The following is an 18,512-nucleotide window of genomic DNA, read 5'->3' on the forward strand; positions in this document are numbered from 1 at the left end:
CCAACGCGCCGCTCAAGCCGCCGTTGCTTCGAGCGCTATCAATTCTTCGACGCGCTGCCTGCGCCGGATCAGCCGCGCGTTGCCGCGCTCGATCAGCACCTCGGGCGCGAGCGGCCGGCTGTTGTAGTTCGATGACATCGACGCGCCGTACGCGCCTGTGTCATGGAACACGAGCAGGTCGCCCACTCGAGGCGCGGGCATCGACCGGCTCGTGACGACTCCGCCTTGCGCCTGCGTGAACACGTCGCCGGCTTCGCACAGTGGCCCCGCCACGCTGAACGAGCCGGCCGGCGCATCGCTCGGCGTGCCGTTGCGCCGAAGCACGCTGATCTCGTGATAACTGCCGTAGTACGACGGCCGCACCAGGTCGTTGAAGCCCGCATCGAGCAACGCGAATTGCCGCGACGGCCGCCGGTTCAGCGCGTGCACTTCGGCGACGAGTACACCTGCCTGCGCGACCAGAAAGCGCCCCGGTTCGATTTCGAGTCGCACGCGATGCCCGACGCGTGCTTCGATGCGGCGCCGCGCGTCGTCCCACAGCCGGAAATAATGCGCGGTATCGACACTCAGCTCGCCATCGCGATACGGCACCGACAAACCACCACCCGCGGAAATCGCCTCGATATCCTGATCGAGTTGCGACACCGCATCGACCATCGCATCGCACACTTTCGCGAGATGCGCGTAATCGACACCCGAGCCGATATGCATATGCAGCCCGACGAGCTTCAGCCGATAGCGCCGCACCAGTTCGAGCGCGCGTGGCAGGTCATCGCGCCAGATGCCGTGCTTGCTGTGCTCGCCGCCTGTGTTGGTCTTGCTGCTGTGGCCGTGACCGAAGCCGGGATTGATCCGCAGCCACACGCGATGGCCTTCGCTCGCGTGTCTCCCGAGCCGTTCGAGCATGTCGGGCGAGCCGGCGTTGACCGTGATTCGCTCGTCGAGCACGGTGGCCAGCGTCGCGTGGTCGAGCACGTCGGCGGTGAAGACGACGCCTTCGGGCCCACCGTTCGATGCGGGTTGAGCCGCATAACCCGCGGCAAAACCGCGCGCGAGTTCACCCAAAGAGACCGCATCGACCATCACGCCTTCGTCGCGCATCAGCTTCAGGATGTGCACGTTCGAACAGGCCTTCTGCGCGTAGCGGATCGTGTCGAAACTGCGCAACTGCGCGATGCGCTGGCGAATCGTGTCGGCGTCATAGACCCATAGCGGCGTGCCGTGCTGGCGCGCGAGGTCGGCGAGTTGACGGGAGTCGAATGGCGTCGTGGTCGGTTGCATGTCGAAGCTTTGCGAAAGCGATAGCCGACATGATGATCCGTGGCGATCATTCAGTAAAATACCAATCTATTGCTCGCCTATTCACTTTTGATATAGCACGGACCCACCATGGCGCTCACGCACCGGCACATCGAAATCTTCCGCGCGCTGATGACGGCCGGCAGCGTGACCAAGGCAGCCGAGATGCTGTTCACGTCGCAGCCCACCGTGAGCCGCGAACTCGCGCGCATGGAACAGAGCATCGGCTTCGCGTTGTTCGAGCGAGTGCAGGGCCGGCTGCGTCCCACGCAATCCGCGCTGACGCTGTTCGACGAGATCAAGCGCGCGTATGCCGGGCTCGAACGCGTCGCGTCGACGGCGGCCGCGCTGCGCGAATTCAAGGGTGGCCAGCTGTCCCTGATCGCGCTGCCGTTGTTTTCGCATTCGATCCTGCCGGGCGCCGTCAAACGCTTTCACGATGTGCAGCCGGGCGTCAGCGTATCGATCGCGACGCAGGAGTCGCCGTTTCTCGAAGAATGGCTGAGCGCGCAGCGCTATGACCTCGGCCTCACCGAGCACGCCGCGCCGCCGCCCGGCACGCGGCTCACGCCACTCATCGCCGTCGATGAAGTGTGTGTGCTGCCCGACGCTCACCCGCTGCTCGCGAAACGCGTGATCGCATTGAAAGATTTCGCCGATCAGGCGTTCATCAGCCTGTCCGCGAACGATCCATACCGGCTGCAAATCGACGAAGCGTTCGCGCGAGCCGACATCGCGCGCCGCCTGCTGATCGAAACGCCGACCGCGGTGTCCGTGTGCAGCTTCGTGCGGCAAGGGCTCGGCATTGCGATCGTCAATCCGCTGACCGCGCTCGATTTCGCGGGTCACAATCTGCATATCCGGCCGCTCGCGTCATCGCTGCCATTTCGCGTCAGCGTGATCCGTCCCGAGCACCGGCCCGCGCATCCGCTCGCGGACGCGTTCGTCGGCGCGCTGCAAAGCGAAGCCGCCGCGCTGCGGCTACAATTGAAGCGCCACACCAGCGCCAAGCGGTCATCGCTTTCATAGCAGTCACGGCGGCGTCCCCGCTTCATCGCCCGGCGAATCCGCGCAGCGCCACGCGCGTTCGCGCGGGGCCACCGCCCGAACCGTCCGCCGCGCGAACCGGGCACGCGTCGAGCTGACATCGCCCGCATACCGATTACCGACGCGCCGCGCGTCTGCGCCGCACCGGGGCGCCGTTTTTAGCGCCATTTTCCAGGCTTCACGTCATAGACCCTCAACAGGAGTGTTCCAAATGATGAATCGAGACAATCCCGTCTGGCTGATCACAGGCTGTTCCACCGGCTTCGGCCGCGAGCTCGCGAAGCTCGTGCTCGAACGCGGCTGGCGCGCGGTCGTCACCGCACGCGATGCATCGAAAGTGAAGGACATCGCAGAGGGGCACGGCGAGCGCGCGCTGGTGCTGCCGCTCGACGTGACCAATCGCGCGCAGATAGAAACCGTGGTCGCACAGGCGAAGCGCCATTTCGGCCGCATCGACGCGCTCGTCAACAACGCGGGCTACGGTTATCTGGCCGCGATCGAGGAAGGCGAGGACAGCGAAGTCCGCGCGATGTTCGAGACCAACGTGTTCGGCCTCGTCGACATCACGAAGGCCGTGCTGCCGATCATGCGTGAGCAGCGCAGCGGTTTGATCGTCAACGTGTCGTCGATTGGCGGGATTGCGAGTTTCGCGGCGACCGGCTACTACCATGCGACGAAGTACGCAGTGGAAGGGCTCTCGGAATCGCTCGCGCTGGAAGTGAAACCACTCGGCATCGGCGTGCTGATCGTCGAGCCTGGGCCGTTTCGCACCAACTGGGCGGGTCCGTCGATCAAGCAGTCGGCAACCTTGATCGACGACTATGCGTCGACCGCCGGCGAGCGCCGCAAGCAGACCGAAGCGCGCAGCGGCAACCAGGCCGGCGACCCGGTGCGCGCCGCGCAGGCGATCATCGATGCGGCATTGTCGGACGCGCCGCCGCTGCGTCTGCTGCTCGGCAAGACCGCGCTCGATCTCGCGTACAGGAAGCTCGACTTTCTGCGCGGCGATTTCGACACCTGGCGAGCGACGAGCGAAGGGGCGGATTATCCGGAAGGGACGGCGTAGAGCGGGTTTATCAGGCGAGCCTCGGCCCGCCGCTTAAAACTCCACCAGCGCAAAATCTTCCTTGCCCACATCGCACAGCGGGCAGCGCCAGTCGGCCGGCACATCGGCCCAGCGCGTGCCCGGCGCGATGCCCTCTTCCGGCACGCCGGCGGCTTCGTCGTAGACCCAGCCGCAGATCACGCAGACCCATTGCTTGAAGTCGTCGGCTGTGGCGACGTTCGCGGCCGACGGCGCATCGGGCGTACCGGTCGCAGCGGCATCCGCCGCGCACGTGCGCGCCGTCGCATCGAGGCTCACGACGAGCGGCGCGACCGTGCCGCTACCGGTTCCCGCGAGCCGCGCCTTCAGGCTGTCGAGCAGGCGCTGCGCTTCGTCGCGGGTCAGATCGATCCAGTACGGATCGCCGGCGCCGTCGTTGAGCCGCTCGGGGGAAAACTGGATTTCTACGGCTACGCCCTTCTTGTACATGGCAATCAAAAATCTCGAGAAAGCCGGCGACGCGCGCCGGCACAAGGCTGCCCGCGCGACGCGGGCGCTGCTTCAGTGCGCGTGGACCAGCAGATTCAGCGCGATCGAGGCGATCAGGCCAGCGGCGCCGATCAGGCCAAGCAACTGCAGCAGAGTGAGGGATTTACGCGAGTTGGTGGGGGTTTGTTGCGTGGTCACGAGCGAGTCTTGAAGTTCGGAAAAAGCGCAATGGTACACGGGTGCGGACGCGACGAATGTCGATTGGCGCAAACTCGCGCGCAATAAAAGTACCGGGCGATATTATCGCCGCTCGCGCGCCGCGCATTGTCTACCGTGGGGAGATGGATTAATTCCCGGCGAGGGGGAACGCCGTGGCGGGACGGAGTGCGCGGCGCCGGTGAACACACCCGCGCCGCGCCGCGCTCAGGTCTTGGCGAGCGGATCGCCGTGACGCGAATCCCAGAAACGGATCACCGCCGTATCGCCGGTGCCCGCGCCGACCACCTGGTCCGGCGCGCCGCACTCGCGCAGCAGCGCGCGCAAGTCGTTGATGACCGGGAACACCTCATGATTCCAGTCCGCTCCCTGCGAATCGTGGGCGCGCTGCTCCGCCTCGACGATCTCGCGATCCTCCTTGAAAATGCGTTCGGTGAACCACACCAGCAGCGGCCATGCGAGATTCATCACACCCGGAATGCCGGGCTTGCGGATCGACAGCAGCCCGAACGTTCGGTTGGTGCGCTGCTCGCGGTCGAGCGGCACATAGACGATCCACAGGTCCATCACCAGCGTCTGCTCGTCGTTGCGGATTTGCAGCGTCTGGAACGGGTATTCGGTGCGGATCGTCATGACGTCTTTGTCGCCGGAGCCACCGGTCTTGCGCCTCTCGCCGAACACCATTGCCTCGCCTAGCGGCTGCTGCCCCTCCATGCGCGCAAACGTGTAGTCGACCTCGACCCAGCCCTCACCGCGCCGCCGCCCGAGCGAACGCGCGCGCATGCGCCCCATCTGGCGGCGATGCAGGAACTGATGATTCATGTCCATCAGGTTCTCGTGCATGAACGAATAATGACACTTGACCGGACGGCCGAAACGGCGCGTCTTGTACTTCGGGTCGGATACCGAGCGAAAGCCCGGCAACGGCCGTTCCTCCGCGAGCGCGGCGTCGCCGGGAAACACGAAGATCAGCCCCTCCACTTCCTGACACGGATACGAGCGCACACCGTTCGGTAGACGCTCGCGGCCGAGGTACGGCACGTCGATGCACTTGCCCGAGCAGTCGTAGGTCCAGCCGTGATAGCCGCAGCGAATCGATTCGCCGTCGATCACGCCCTGATGCAGCGGCACCTGCCGATGCGCGCAGCGATCTTCCAGCGCGAACACTTTGCCACTCTCGGTGCGCGCGAGCACGATCGGATCGCCGGCGAAGGTCACGCCGAGCGTCTTGCCGCGCTTCACTTCATGCGACCACGCGAGTGGGTACCAGTAATCCGGATGAATGGCGACGCGGCGCAGATCGCGCACCGGCGCCTCGTGAGTGGCTTGAGCAGGCGCGGCAGCGAGCGTTGCGCCTGCGGATTCCTGTTCCTGTTCGAGCGGGGGAACTGCATGCATAGGTCAAGCCTCCGTGCACCAGCGGATGGAAGGTTGCCGCGCTGCATGGCAGTGCGGCATCTTCACCAGTCTACTTGATGCAGCCGCCGCATGGCACTTTCGCCGGCATGCGCGATGCATCGCAGCACACATTGCGCGGCAGCGCGCATCAGGGCGACGAGCTACCTTTACCACACCCGCCCTACGGAAACATTGACCTGCACTTCGAGCTGCTCAATCCTCGTCGACCGCGACGAGCCCGGAGCGCCGTTGCACGCCCCACGCGCGGCCGCCGCGCAGAAAATGCAGCCAGCCGAGCGTGGCGCCCAGATGACGCGCGAGCTGGAACGTGAACGGCTCCGCAACGGCCGCGAGCATCGCCATGCCGAAACTGTTGCCACTGCGCTCGCCGGTCCAGCGCCGGTAGAGATGGATGCTCCACAGGTAAAACGCCAGATCGATTGCCGTTTTCAGGCCGATCACGCTGAAGATCGACACGACGATCGCCCCGTGTCCGCCGAACAGAAAACCGAGTAGCAATGCGAATGCCGTGAGGCCGTAGATCGGCTGCATCGTGTCGACCGCCTTGACCGGCAGCATCAGCATGCCGAGCGTGCCGTAGCGCCGATTGCCGGTCATGTCGCGGTTCCAGTACTGGGTCTGCAGGAAGCCCGCGAACCAGCGGCGGCGCTGGCGCAGAAAGCTCGCGAGGGTGTCGGGCGCATCGGTGCGCGCATGCGCTTCGCCGACCACGCGCACGTCCCAGCCGAGCTCGTGATCCACCGAATAGCGGCGCAGCCGGTGAATCAGTTCGTAATCCTCGACCAGACACTGCGGATCGAAGCCGCCGACCGCGACGAGCACATCGCGCCGAAACGACGCGAATGCGCCCGAGATCAGCAGCAGGCTGTCCGCGCGCATCCACGCGAAACGCGCGATGAAGTTGCGCATGTACTCGTAGGTCTGGAACCACTGGAACACGCGGCCCGACAGCGACTTGCCGCAGACCGGCACGAGAATGCCCGCTGCCGCGACGAGCGACGGCTCGCTCGCGAACGCGGCGCGCATCGCGTAGGTGGCGTCGTCGTCGAGCAGCGTGTCGGCGTCGACGGTCATCACGGTGTCGGTCGTCATCACGGTGATCGCGGCGTTCAGCGCGCGGGCCTTGCCGCCGTGCGGCACGCGCAGCCAGAACAGGTTCGGATGCAGCGAGCTCGGCGCGCTCAGCACGCCATCGGCGGCGGGCGTGAGGCCGAAGCGTTGCGTGAGCAACTCGGCGGTGGCGTCGGTGGAGCCGTCGTCGGCGATCACGATCTGCGCGGGGCCGTGCGTTTGCCGCAGCAGCGCGGCGAGCGTGACCGGCAACACGACCGCCTCGTTACGCGACGCGACGATGACACCCATGCCCGGCAACTCGCGCCGTTCGTGGTCGGCTTCGAGCGGCGCCGCGCGGCGGGTGAGCGGCAACGACTTCCACGTGACGAACGCGAGCAGCAACGTGTCATACACGACATACGCAATACCGGTCGACCACGCGAGCGCGCCACGCAGAAAGAATGCTCGCGCGAACAGCAGTGCCCACAGCACGACGACGCTGGAATGGATCAGCGTGCTCGATAGCGTCGCGCGACGCGGCAGAATGCGCGGCGACGCGACAGCGAGTGCCTGTTCTAGGGTCTTCTTCAAGGTGAGTGTTTCAGGTTCAGTTGGGTTGCGGTTAGTTGGCGAAGCTGTGTTCGCGCGCCATCAAAAACACGCCGCGACTTCACGGCGTCATGCGCTTCAATACCGATTTGCGATCGAGCCACTCATGCTTGAGCGCGCCGCCGATATGCATCGCCAGCAACGCATAGAGCGCATAACCGAGCCACGCATGCAGCGCGCCGAAGCGATCGTGCAACGTCTCTTTCAGTGTCGGGTCGAGATGCATCACGTAGCCGAAGCGCGGCCATTGGAACAGGCCGAACCACTGCATCGGATGCGTGGCCGCGTCTTTCCACGCGGAATCGTGCAGCCAGCCGGACAGCGGCAGCGCAATCATCAGCAAATACAGCGCGAAGTGCGCGAGGTGCGCGGCAATCTTTTCCCACGACGGAAACTCGCGCGGCAACGGCGGCGGCTTGTGCGACACGCGCCACAGGATGCGCAGCAGCGCGAGCCCGAGCACCGTGATGCCGATCGATTTGTGCGTGTCGATCACCGGACGCACCCAGTCGTCGGGCAGCGAATCAGCGGACAGAGCGAGCACGACATTGACGCACATCAGCGACGCGATCAGCCAGTGCAGCGTCATCGCGGTGCGCGTATAGCGCGGCGGGCGAGAGGCATTGGTCGAATCGGTCAGGGAATTCGCTTGGGTGTTCATGGGGGTTCCGTTCGCGAGGGCGATGAATGCCGCGAAAGCTGTTTGAAAATCGACGCTACCGGTATCAGGCAAACGCCCAAGTGTGCCGTTTTATTCCGCAAAGCGCTTAACCTGCGTGTTTCAGTTTGTTTCGGGCTTCGGATGCACGACCCGCGCGCAAATCGCACTCGCGTGGCTGCTTTTTAGCTGGTGTTTTGGCCCATGTTCTGGCTGGCGTCCCCCAGATCAGCGCGGAACGCCCGGCAGCATCGAGTTCACCTTGCGCTTGCGCGCGTTCGAGCCGTCGCTCGCACGCGGTGTCGAACGTGACGAGGCCAGGCGCGATGTAGCGATCAAGCGTGTCCGATTTCTATCCGATCAATTCGCCAGCGCCCTTTTGAGCGCCTTCTGGTCACGTTCGAGCTGCATTCTCATGTGCCGCATGAACTGCCTCGCGGTTTCCGTGAGTGGGGTACCAGGGCGAAACACCAGCACTCCTGTGAACATGACCTCGATGTCGATCGGCTTCACGACGAGTCCCCGCTCTGCGAAGTCCAACGTCACGAGCGGATGAGCGATTCCTATACCGACTCCCGCGAGCGCCAGTTCGCAGATCGTGTGCGAATACGGCGTCTCGACGACCGGTTTGAGACGGATTTCGCGTGCCGTGAGTTGCGTTTCCAGGCGTAGCCTGGTGCTGTCTTCGGGATTCAGCGCGATGAAAGGAAATTCAGGCAGGTCCGCAACAGCGATGACAGGACGCGTGGCCAAAGGATGATGCGAGTTCATCACTGCGACCGCCCGCATACGCGCGAACACCGAGTGTTCGAGGCCGGCCATCGACATCTCGTCGGACATCAGGCCGAAATCCACCTGTCCAGCCGAGACCTTCTCATGCACTTCGCGCGAACTCATCACCTGTAGCGAAATTTGCACGTTTCTGGACGGGGCATCGAACGCCGCAATGACACGTGGCAGAAAGCCTGTGCCCAGTGCCGGCAGAGAGGCGATCGCCATCCGGCCCAATCCATAGGACCGCAAACTACGGATTCGATGCTCGATGACCTCGAATCCGCGAAAGTACTGGTCAACCTCACGCATCAGGGCGACGGCTTCCTGGGTGGGAACGAGCCGGCTGCGTATCCGCTCGAACAGGCCGAAGTCCGCCATGGTTTCCAGACGCCTGATGGCCTGACTGACAGCCGGTTGCGAAATGCCGAGCAGGGCCGCTGCCTTGCTCGTGCTTCCTGCGTTCATGACCGCCCTGAACACTTCAATATCTCTGATCCGCATAACCTAGACTTATTGAGCTAATTATTTCCGATGTTGATGCAATCCCGGGTGAAAGTAAACTTCGATCATCAATCCACCACGAGGCATCGCCGGGAGCAAGATGACAAGCAATCCCCAGAAAGCGCCGCAGCCGTTCCGCAGCCTGTCCCCATCCGTCATGCGGGCATCGACGGTTGTATTCGATTCTCTGGCCGAGTTTTCGCGCCGCAAGGAGCGGCAACCGGACGGTTACAGCTATGGCATCACCGGAACGCCAACGGCTCGTGAACTGGAGCACCGCATCGCCGAGCTCGAAGGTGGTGCGCATTGCGTGGTGACGCCTTCCGGTCAATCCGCGCTGATGACGACCGTGATGGGCTTCGTGCGCGGCGGCGATCACCTGCTGGTGTCCGCTGCCTGCTACGGCGCGCTCAAGACATTCGCGCATAAGTGGCTGGCGCACTTCGACGTCGAGGTCGAACTGTATCCGCCGGCAATCGGGGCTGCGATTCAAAAGTACATCAAGCCCAACACCCGCATGATCTGCATGGAGTCGCCGGGGACGGTGACGATGGAGATGCCCGACATTCCGGCGATCGTCGAAGTCGCGAAACGTCACGGCGTATTGACGATGATGGACAACACCTGGGCAAGCCCGCTCGCTTTCAAACCGCTCGAACATGGTGTGGATTTCAGCGTCGAAGCCGCGACGAAATTTTTTGGTGGTCATTCGGATCTACTGGCGGGCTGCATCAGCATGAACGACGCGGATTACTACGCGACCTTGCGCGAGACGCAGAGCGTTCTCGGCCAGCAGACCAGCCCTGATGACTGCTTCCTCGTCATGCGCGGCCTGCAAACCCTGAAGGTTCGCTTCGCTGCCCAGAGCGCCTCAACGCTGCAGATTGCGAGGGAACTCGAACGTCACCCGGAAGTGAGCAAGGTGCTGTTCCCGGCACTGCCGTCCGATGCCGGTCATGCCATCTGGAAGCGGGATTTTGCGAGCAGCGGGTGTCTCTTCTCCCTGATCCTCCAGCCCGCGGCGGAGGACGCGTTCAACGCATTCTTCGATACGCTCCAGTATTTCCCCATCGGGGCGAGCTGGGGAGGCGTGCATAGCCTCGCTGCCTACTACCCGGCCCCGTTGCAGGCCGAGCGTGCGTTCCCGCTTACCGACCAGCCTATCGTGCGCCTTTCGATCGGGTTGGAGGACCCGGCGATGCTGCTTGCGGATCTGAATGCCGGTCTTGACGCATTCGGACACGCCCGGGCAACCGCTGCGTAGATTTTTTAATTCAATTTACCTGGATGAGTGAGTACGAGATGAAATCAATCAATGGATGGAGACGCTTTGCCACGGTAGCGAGTTTCGTGACGCTTTCCGCGGCATTCAGTTCACCCGCTACTGTGCAGGCAGCGGATCTTCTCGCGCAGGTGAAGGCGAATGGCACATTGCGCGTGGCCAACACCCAGAGTAGTCCCCCATGGAGCATGCTTGACGAAAACAATCAACCTGTCGGCTATGACGTTGCAATTGCAAAGGAAGTCGGCAAGCGCATTGGCGTGCCGAACGTAGTATTCGTCGCCGATTCGTTCAAGAACTTCGTGGAAGGGTTGAAGACGGGCAAGTACGACCTTGTGATGAACGATCTCACACCTACACCTGAACGGGAACAACAGGTTGATTTCGGCGAACCATACGGCGTGGAGGATTTCCGCATTTTCGTACCCGCCGGCAACACAGACATCAAAGGCAAGGAAACCCTTAAAGGCAAGCGAGTGGGAGTGGTCACTGGCTCGAGCAATGAAACATGGGCACGAGCACACCTGCATGACTCCGACATCCGTTCGTACGATAACGGGGGACTCGTCTTCAGCGATCTGGGCAATGGACGTATCGACGCAGTCATCATCTCGCACTTCGGCGGCATGAAGTACGCCAACGTCAACCATTTACCGGTCAAGGAAGTGGGCGAACCCTTGATCTACCAGCTATCAGCGCCGGCTTTGCAGAAAGGCCAACCGGCCCTGCTCGCAGCGGTCGATAAGGCGATCGCAGACATGATGGCTGACGGGACGATCGAGGCCATTGCCAGGAAGTGGGTCGGGCGGGATTACGATATGGCCGGCACGATCACCAAAGCGAAGGCACACAAGGAGTAGTCATGATCGAGCTTTTCATGCGCTCGCTTCCGCTGTTAAAGAGTGCGGTGCTGATGACACTCTTTCTCGGTTTGTTGTCGTTTGTGCTCGGTTCGACGCTAGGGTTGCTGGTCGCCTTGGCTCGTATCTCCAGCATAGGCGCACTACGCGCCTTCGCATTCGCATATGTATCCATCTTCCGTGGCACGCCGCTGCTCGTGCAGATACTGCTGATCTATTTCGGTTTGCCCCGGTACGGTCTGACACTTGACCCGGTTCCCGCCGCGCTCCTCGCGCTCACGCTGTTTTCGGCCGCGTATCTGAGCGAGAACTTCCGTTCCGGCATCAACGCGGTGGACAAGGGCCAGTGGGAAGCTGCGATGTCGCTGGGCATGGGTTACTGGAAAGCCATGTCGCGGGTTATTCTTCCCCAAGGACTACGCATCGCCATTCCGCCTGTCGGCAGCCGCATGATTGCACTCATCAAAGATACATCCCTCGCTTCGACAATTACGGTGGTAGAACTGACCCGCGTCGCCGACCAAGTCGGCGCCTCCACCTTCCGCTACATGGAAATGTTCCTGATGGTCGGCCTGATCTACTGGGGCATCAACCAGATTCTCACGATAGTCCAGACCGTCCTCGAGAATCGCATTTCGAGGCGTTTTGTATGAATACTGATATCAGGACGATTGAAGTCCGTGGACTTTCGAAGGCATTTGGCGACAACCAGGTCTTGCGCGGCGTCGATTTCAGCGTATCGAAAGGCGAGGTTGTCGTTGTAATGGGTCCCTCCGGGTCGGGCAAGACCACGCTGCTGCGCTCGCTGAACTTCCTCGAGGTACCGGATGCCGGCAGCGTGACAGTATGCGGCATTGATGTCGAATGCAACGGTTTGTCAAAACCGTCACGCCAGAATCAGAAGAAGATCCGCGCGATCCGCCAGCGCACCGCGATGGTGTTCCAGTCGTTCAACCTCTTTCCGCACAGGACAGCACTGGAAAACGTGATGGAAGGTCCGGTCAGCGTCAAGGGTGTCCCTCGTGCGCAAGCGTCGGAGCGCGCAATTCACCTGCTGACACAGGTTGGCCTGGCCGCAAAAGCCAACGAGTATCCGGCACGGCTGTCCGGCGGTCAGAAGCAGCGCGTAGCGATCGCGCGGGCGCTCGCGATGGATCCAGAGGTCATCTTCTTCGACGAGCCCACGTCTGCTCTCGATCCAGCGCTGCGGGAGGATGTCCTGACCGTCATGCGCGACGTTGCCAAAGCGGGCATGACGATGCTGATCGTCACGCACGAAGTGCGGTTTGCGCGAGATGTAGCGGATCGGGTTGTTTTTATGGACGGCGGCGTGGTTGCCGAAGACACGACACCGCAAGCCTTCTTTGGTGAAGGCAGCAGTCCACGGGTAAGGCAGTTTCTGCATCTGATCGAGACCTGAGTATTGAGTACGCCGCGACACCGCCTCGAATCACGCGTAGGGCTACCGTTGCAAAAGCGTTGGCGGAAGAGTTCGTGCTTTATCGCGAGGAGCAGGAGAGGCGGAAAGCGTCGGCGACGTAACACAGCCCGCTAGCTCAATCGCAAACTCCGCAATACGTCGAGCACATACTGAGTCGGACGCTCCACGGTACCCGCGCGAAAGGCCAGGCCCAGCTGTCGCCATAACGCAGGGCGCAGCGCACGTGTGACGATGCGCTCGTCGGCCGACGAGCGGCTCGGTTCCTGCGGCAGCAGCGCGGCGCCATATCCTGCTGCGACGAGACTCTTGATCGCATCCGAGTAGTTGAGCTGGATGCGCGGCGTGGGGTGCTGCCCCGCCGCGCTGAACCATTCCGTCGTCAAACCAGAAGTTGCGAGCCGCGGGCGGCTTCGCATCGGCTAGACGCAATATCGGACGACGCCAGGTCGTTACTGCTCGGGCTCGTCTTTACAGGCGTCGTGCTGGCTCTCGCTGTGATGGCGATGATCTGGACGGCGTCTCGCCCCCCGCTCAAAGGCAAGGACTGCTCCGGCCGCATCGCAAACGACGAGCATGCGAGCTTCGTCGCGTTCTTCCAGGACCCGGCAGACCAGGGCGCGTTGCTGCGGTCGATCGAGGACTGCGCGAACTGAGCCTCGTTGCGGCGGGATAGCGCGCTCGTCGGCCGCGCCATCCCACACCCCCGCCAGGGACTATCCCACTTCCTGCCATACCACGGGCACAATACCCGGCGATAATGCCGGGGGCATTCGCGCCTTCCGAACGCACCGATGCCCGCGCCGCCAGTGTTCCCTTTCGATGCACCCATGAGCCACGCCACCGCCGACCACCCCGCTTCCGCCGACTCCGCCCCGAACTCGCCGCGCTTCCTGCTATTCCTGATCTGCCTGTTCGCGTCCGCCGGACAGCTCGCCATCGACATCTACGTGCCCGCGCTGCCCGCGATGGCGCGCTACTTCGGCACCTCGCCGCAAGCGATCCAGACCAGCGTCACCGGCTACATGGTCGCCTACGCGTTCGGTCAGCTGATCTTCGGTCCGATCGCCGACGCGTATGGCCGCAAGCGCGTGCTCGCGTTCGGTCTGACGGTCTACACGGTCGGCTGCCTGCTATCGCTCGCGGCGCCCAATCTCGAGACGTTCATCCTCGCCCGCGCACTGCAGGGCTTCGGCATCGCGAGCACGAACCTGCTGGCGAAGGCGATCATCACCGATTCGTTCGCGGGTCAGGCCTTGCTGCATGCGTTCACGTACATGTCGATCGCGTGGGGGCTCGCGCCCATCGTCGCGCCGGTGATCGGCGCGCATCTGCAGACCGCGTTCGGCTGGCGCGCGTGCCTCGTGTTTCTGCTGATCTATTCGCTGGTGATGTGGGCGCTGCTGTGGCGTTATCGCGAGACCTTGCCGAAGCCCGTCCATCTCGAACCGCGCACGCTGACCGCGAACGCGCGCAAAGTGCTCGCGAGCCCCGTGTTCCAGAGCTGCTTCCTCGCGCAGGGCCTGTGCTACAGCATCCTGCTGGTGTTCAACATCGTCGGGCCGTTCATGGTGCAGACCACGCTGCACAAGCCGCCGACCTTCTTCGGCTACCTCGCGCTCGGCATCGGCATGATGTACTTCCTTGGCGGTCTGTCGAATCGCCTGCACGGTCCGGGCCTGCCGAGCGCCGAGCAGCGGCTGCGCATCGGCGCACGGCTGATGGCGGCCGCGTCGCTTGCGATGCTGCTGCTCGCGCTGACGGTCGGTCTGCGCGTGTGGACGCTCGCGACGCCTGTGCTCGTGATGGGCTTCTGCGCCGGCGCAATGTATCCGACGCTGATGGCGAAGGGCAACTCGCTGTTCCCGCACATCGCGGGTCTGACGAGCGCGATTCTCGGCTGCGCGCTGCTGCTGGTTTCATCGGCGATGATGGGGTTGGCCGGCTTCGTGTCGGTACAGGTGCTCACACCGCTCGCGCTGTTCTTCGTGGTCCTCGCGTTCGTCGTCGTCGTGATGGTGACGAAGCTGCTGCGCCATCTTGAGCAGGTACAGCCTGCGGCCGCGGCGAGCGCGAGCGGCAAGGCAGCGTGAGCCGGCACATGAGCTCGACCGAACGCCAGACCTTCATCTGTACACGCGCGGACCGATGAACGGCATGCGCGAGCACGCCTGCGCATCCGCTTCCACGCGGATCGATCCGACCGTGTGGAAAGTCGCGGCGGTCGTGTCGATCGGCTCGTTCATGTCGCAGATGGACTCGACGCTGGTCAACGTGTCGCTGTCGGCGATCGGCCATACGCTCGATGCGTCGATCGCTACCGCGCAGTGGATCGTCAGCGGCTACCTGCTCGCGATGGCGTTGATGTTGCCGCTCAACGGCTGGCTGGTCGACCGCATCGGCGCGAAGCGGCTGTACCTGTTCTGCTTTTCGACGTTCACGATAGCGTCGATGCTGTGCGGCGCGGCGCAGACGATCGGCGAGCTGATCGGCGCGCGCATCTTCCAGGGCCTCGTTGCCGGTGTGCTCGCGCCGATGGCACAAATGATGATCGGACGCGTGGCCGGTAAGAACCTCGAGCGGGTGATGGGCTACACCGCGCTACCCATTCTGCTCGGTCCGATTCTCGGCCCGGTGCTGGCCGGCCTCGTGCTCGCGCACGCGAGCTGGCCCTGGCTGTTCTTCATCAATGTTCCGGTGGGCGCTTTCGGCGTCGCGACGGCGGTGTTGCTGCTGCCGCGCGATGCCGCCGAGTCGCAGAAGCGACCGTTCGATTTCACCGGCTTTGCGTTGATCTCCCCCGGGCTCGTCGCGCTTGTCTATGGACTTCAGGACGCGTCGCGAGCGGTGGGCTTGGCGTGTCTGCTCGCGGGCGTCGCGATTCTCGCCGGCTTCGTGCTGTACGCGGCGCGCAAAGGCCATACCGCGCTGATCGACGTGCGCATGTTTGCGACACGTACGTTCTCGGTCGCCGCACTCGCCCAGTTCTTCGCGAACGGGATCATGTATGGACGGCAGCTCGCCGTGCCGCTTTTTCTGATCGCGGGCTGCGGTTTGTCGACCGCGCACGCGGGCGGCCTGCTCGCGGCAACCGGCGTCGGCATGATGTGCTCGTTTCCGCTGCTCGGATGGTTGACCGAGCGGCTCGGCTGCCGCGCGCTCGCGGCGGGCGGCGCATTGCTGGCGTTTCTGAGCACGCTCGTGTTTCTGTGGCTGAGCGTTGATTCGTTCTCCGCCGGATGGGCCGCGGTCGGTCTGTTCTTTGCGGGCGTCGGTCAGGGGACGATCAGCGTGCCGTCGATCTCGGCCGCGTATTCGTCGATCGGGAGAGAAAGGCTCGCGGTTGCGAATACTGCGTTGAACATCGCGCAGAGAGTGGGCGGTCCGTTCGCGACGACGCTGCTTTCGATGGTGATGGCGTCGACGTTGCACGGTGTTTCGGGTGCACAGCCCGGCCGCTTTCTGCCGACGTTCGTGCTGCTGGCCGGGCTGCATTTGTTGTGCTTCGCGGCGGCGATGTTTCTGCCGGTTCGCGTTCAGCGGGCGAAGAACGCCTGACCACGCATTCCCGCGCCCATGCTTCACAGTAGCCGCAAGCCGCCATCACACTCGATCACCGCCCCCGTCATAAACGTGTTCTCCAGCAGAAACTGCAGCGCGTGCGCGACATCGTCGGCCTGCCCGACGCGCCGCACCGGTAACGTTTCGCTCTGCTGCCGAAACAGCTCACTCTTCACGCTCGCGGGAAATCTGTCCCACCAGGGCGTATCGATCACACCCGGCGACACCGCGTTCACGCGCAGCGGCGCAAGCTCGCGCGCCAGCGTGCCGATCATGCTTTCGAGCGCGCCGTTGATCGCACCCAGACCCGCCGTGCCCGGATTCGCGATGCGCGCCGAAATCGCGGTCAGAAACGTCAGGCTGCCGTCGCGACGCAGGGTGGGTAGCGCGGTCTGCGCGGCTTCGAGCTGCGGCCAGAACTTGGCCTCGAAGCCACGCCGCAGCGCGGCCAGATCCAGTTCGGCAAACGGCCCCGCGCCTTCGCCGCCCGACAGCGTCATCACCAGATGATCGATCCGGCCGAGGCCGCCGAAGAAGTGTCCGAGCGCCGCGCGATCGGCGCAATCGAGCGCCTCGCTCGTCACCTGTCCACCGATGCCAATCAGCGCATCGTCCAGTTTGGCGCGGTCGCGCCCCACCGCGACGACGCTCGCGCCAGCCGTCACGAGCCGCTTCACCAGCGCGAGCCCAATGCCCGACGAGCCACCTAGCACCACGACCTTCTGATTTTGCCAGTCCATGTCATTGCTCCTGAGTGTGAACGGAAGACCCCGTGGCAGTAGAATGCGCGGTGCGAGCCCATCACTCAAATCGTTTAATGTCATGGCCAACATCATTGAAAATGATTTTCGGCGCTTCGACCTGAACCTGCTGCTGACCTTCCGCGCGCTGCTGGAAGAGCGCAGCGTCACGCGGGCCGCGCAGCGGCTGTTTCTTGGGCAACCGGCCGTCAGCGGCGCGCTCAAGCGCTTGCGCGAGACGTTCGGCGACGAGTTGTTCGTGCGCACGCCGCAAGGCATGACGCCGACGCCGCGCGCGCTCGAACTCGCGCGGCAGATCGAGCCGTTCCTGCAATCGCTGCATCAGGCGCTCACGCAGCCGTCCGTCTTCGATCCGGCCCGCGCGCAGCGGGTGTTCCGCATCGGCCTCAGCGATTCGCTCGAACTGCTGCTGATGCCCGAGATCATTGCGCGCCTCGCCGACACCGCACCCGGCGTGAAGCTGATCGCGCGCTCCACCGATTCGACGCGCGCCGCCGCGATGCTCGACGATGGCGCGATCGAACTCGCGGTCGGCGTATTCCGCGAATGCGTGCCGTGGCAGCGACTCACGCCGCTGTTTTCATGGCGCTTCGTGAGCGTCTACAACCCCCGGCTCGTCAGGACGCGCCGCAAGCATTTGTCGATGGACGAGTTTCTGCGCCACCGCCATGTGCTGACTTCGTTCAACGCCGAGCTGCGCGGCTTCATCGATGAACGACTCGAGATGCAGGGACTGAAGCGCGACGTCGTGTTTTCGAGCTCGAACTTCGCGACCAGTCCGTTCATCGTGCAACGCACGGCGGCGATCGCGACGGTGCCGGAGTTCATCGGCCGCGTCTGGCGCGATACGCTCGGTCTCGCGCTGAGTCCGCTGCCATTCGAGGTGCCGGGCTACGAGGTTTCGCTGATGTGGGCCGCGGCGCACGACCAGGACCCGGCGCTCGCGTGGTTGAAGCGCGAGTTCGCGGATGCGTTCGGCACGAGCGACGGCACTGCGCGTGCAGCGCCCTGACAGCGACGTGTGCTACGGTTCGGAAGCGTCACGTTTCGTTTCGCCGCTTCGCCGTCGCCCGTTCAAGCCCGGAGGAAATCCCGATGACTCACCACGTCGCAAAAGGCACCTTCATCGTCTCCCTTCAACCGATGCCGTTCGAAAACGCGGAGGCCGAATCGAAGCTCGGCCGCATGTCGATCGACAAGCAGATCTCCGGCGATCTCGCCGCGACCACCCAAGGGCAAATGCTGAGCGCGATGACGAACGTCAAAGGCTCGGCCGGCTATGTCGCGCTCGAACAGGTCACTGGCACGCTGGCGGGCAAGCAGGGCACGTTCGTGCTGCAGCATATCGGCGTGATGAATCGCGGCGCAGCGGCGCTTGCGGTGACGGTCGTGCCGGATTCAGGCACGGGCGAGCTGAGCGGCATTGAAGGCGAGTTCAGGATCGACATCGTCGACGGCGCGCATTCGTACGAGTTCGCTTATCGTCTGCCCGGCCACTGA

Annotated in this window: 19 protein-coding genes and 1 pseudogene; 11 read left to right on the forward strand and 9 right to left on the reverse strand. The window is 63.6% G+C overall.

The window, feature by feature from the left end:
- Positions 1–12 precede the first annotated feature (12 nt).
- Positions 13–1,281, reverse strand: coding sequence for a diaminopimelate decarboxylase (gene lysA, locus HDG33_RS16680; RefSeq protein ID WP_184030592.1), 1,269 nt, complete (start codon positions 1,279–1,281; stop codon positions 13–15).
- Between the two features lie 108 nt (positions 1,282–1,389).
- Here lysA and HDG33_RS16685 point away from each other — a divergent pair, with 108 nt between their 5' ends.
- Together HDG33_RS16685 and HDG33_RS16690 are read left to right on the forward strand one after the other, a co-directional pair.
- Positions 1,390–2,328, forward strand: coding sequence for a LysR family transcriptional regulator (locus HDG33_RS16685; protein ID WP_184030595.1), 939 nt, complete (start codon positions 1,390–1,392; stop codon positions 2,326–2,328).
- Positions 2,329–2,557: 229 nt separating this feature from the next.
- The gene (locus HDG33_RS16690) at positions 2,558–3,412 is read left to right on the forward strand and encodes an oxidoreductase (protein WP_184030598.1); all 855 of its coding nucleotides are present in this window, start codon (positions 2,558–2,560) and stop codon (positions 3,410–3,412) included.
- Between the two features lie 33 nt (positions 3,413–3,445).
- Here HDG33_RS16690 and HDG33_RS16695 read toward each other — a convergent pair whose 3' ends face one another.
- The 6 genes from HDG33_RS16695 to HDG33_RS16720 form a co-directional block, all read right to left on the reverse strand.
- A complete protein-coding gene (locus tag HDG33_RS16695) occupies positions 3,446–3,880 on the reverse strand; it encodes a rubredoxin (RefSeq protein WP_184030601.1) in 435 nt (144 codons plus the stop codon).
- A 72-nt stretch (positions 3,881–3,952) separates the two neighbouring features.
- A complete protein-coding gene (locus HDG33_RS37330; RefSeq protein ID WP_260327592.1) occupies positions 3,953–4,078 on the reverse strand; it encodes a hypothetical protein in 126 nt (41 codons plus the stop codon).
- A 225-nt stretch (positions 4,079–4,303) separates the two neighbouring features.
- Positions 4,304–5,494: an aromatic ring-hydroxylating dioxygenase subunit alpha gene (locus HDG33_RS16705; protein ID WP_184030607.1), complete on the reverse strand. Its 1,191-nt coding sequence runs from the start codon at positions 5,492–5,494 to the stop codon at positions 4,304–4,306.
- 213 nt (positions 5,495–5,707) lie between these two features.
- Positions 5,708–7,159 (reverse strand): glycosyltransferase, encoded by a 1,452-nt coding sequence (locus HDG33_RS16710; RefSeq protein ID WP_184030610.1) that lies wholly within the window; start codon positions 7,157–7,159, stop codon positions 5,708–5,710.
- 79 nt (positions 7,160–7,238) lie between these two features.
- Positions 7,239–7,838 carry a cytochrome b gene (locus HDG33_RS16715; RefSeq protein ID WP_184030613.1) on the reverse strand — a complete coding sequence of 200 codons (600 nt, stop codon included), beginning with the start codon at positions 7,836–7,838 and terminating at the stop codon, positions 7,239–7,241.
- A 357-nt stretch (positions 7,839–8,195) separates the two neighbouring features.
- Positions 8,196–9,110 (reverse strand): LysR substrate-binding domain-containing protein, encoded by a 915-nt coding sequence (locus HDG33_RS16720; RefSeq protein WP_184030617.1) that lies wholly within the window; start codon positions 9,108–9,110, stop codon positions 8,196–8,198.
- A 100-nt stretch (positions 9,111–9,210) separates the two neighbouring features.
- On the opposite strand from HDG33_RS16720, the gene metC reads away from it, so the two are divergent.
- From metC to HDG33_RS16740, 4 genes are read left to right on the forward strand one after another with little or no spacing between them, the layout of a single operon-like run.
- A complete protein-coding gene (gene metC / locus HDG33_RS16725) occupies positions 9,211–10,374 on the forward strand; it encodes a cystathionine beta-lyase (protein WP_184030621.1) in 1,164 nt (387 codons plus the stop codon).
- A 38-nt stretch (positions 10,375–10,412) separates the two neighbouring features.
- A complete protein-coding gene (locus HDG33_RS16730; RefSeq protein ID WP_260330443.1) occupies positions 10,413–11,252 on the forward strand; it encodes an ABC transporter substrate-binding protein in 840 nt (279 codons plus the stop codon).
- Positions 11,253–11,254: 2 nt separating this feature from the next.
- A complete protein-coding gene (locus tag HDG33_RS16735; protein ID WP_090808002.1) occupies positions 11,255–11,905 on the forward strand; it encodes an amino acid ABC transporter permease in 651 nt (216 codons plus the stop codon).
- Positions 11,902–12,672, forward strand: a complete 771-nt coding sequence (locus HDG33_RS16740; protein ID WP_184030627.1) for an amino acid ABC transporter ATP-binding protein — start codon at positions 11,902–11,904, stop codon at positions 12,670–12,672. The genes HDG33_RS16735 and HDG33_RS16740 overlap by 4 nt, the downstream gene beginning before the upstream one ends.
- Positions 12,673–12,803: 131 nt before the next feature.
- Here the strand turns inward: HDG33_RS16740 and HDG33_RS16745 are convergent.
- Positions 12,804–13,082 (reverse strand): annotated as a pseudogene (locus HDG33_RS16745) (LysR family transcriptional regulator substrate-binding protein); the annotation flags it as partial.
- Between the two features lie 108 nt (positions 13,083–13,190).
- Between HDG33_RS16745 and HDG33_RS16750 the strand changes: the two are divergent.
- From HDG33_RS16750 to HDG33_RS16760, 3 genes are all read left to right on the forward strand, one after another.
- Positions 13,191–13,346: a hypothetical protein gene (locus tag HDG33_RS16750; RefSeq protein ID WP_184031250.1), complete on the forward strand. Its 156-nt coding sequence runs from the start codon at positions 13,191–13,193 to the stop codon at positions 13,344–13,346.
- Positions 13,347–13,520: 174 nt separating this feature from the next.
- Positions 13,521–14,783 (forward strand): multidrug effflux MFS transporter, encoded by a 1,263-nt coding sequence (locus HDG33_RS16755; protein ID WP_184030682.1) that lies wholly within the window; start codon positions 13,521–13,523, stop codon positions 14,781–14,783.
- 55 nt (positions 14,784–14,838) lie between these two features.
- Positions 14,839–16,248 (forward strand): DHA2 family efflux MFS transporter permease subunit, encoded by a 1,410-nt coding sequence (locus HDG33_RS16760; protein ID WP_184030684.1) that lies wholly within the window; start codon positions 14,839–14,841, stop codon positions 16,246–16,248.
- Between the two features lie 23 nt (positions 16,249–16,271).
- Here HDG33_RS16760 and HDG33_RS16765 read toward each other — a convergent pair whose 3' ends face one another.
- Entirely contained in the window at positions 16,272–16,991 is a 720-nt protein-coding gene (locus HDG33_RS16765; RefSeq protein WP_184030686.1) for an SDR family oxidoreductase, read from the reverse strand.
- A gap of 82 nt (positions 16,992–17,073) precedes the next feature.
- Between HDG33_RS16765 and HDG33_RS16770 the strand changes: the two genes are divergently transcribed.
- Entirely contained in the window at positions 17,074–18,024 is a 951-nt protein-coding gene (locus HDG33_RS16770; RefSeq protein WP_184030688.1) for a LysR family transcriptional regulator, read from the forward strand.
- Between the two features lie 83 nt (positions 18,025–18,107).
- Complete coding sequence (locus HDG33_RS16775) at positions 18,108–18,512, forward strand: DUF3224 domain-containing protein (protein ID WP_184030690.1); 405 nt, start codon at positions 18,108–18,110, stop codon at positions 18,510–18,512.

The organism is Paraburkholderia sp. Cpub6, from assembly GCF_014201065.1.
Lineage (GTDB): Bacteria > Pseudomonadota > Gammaproteobacteria > Burkholderiales > Burkholderiaceae > Paraburkholderia > Paraburkholderia tuberum.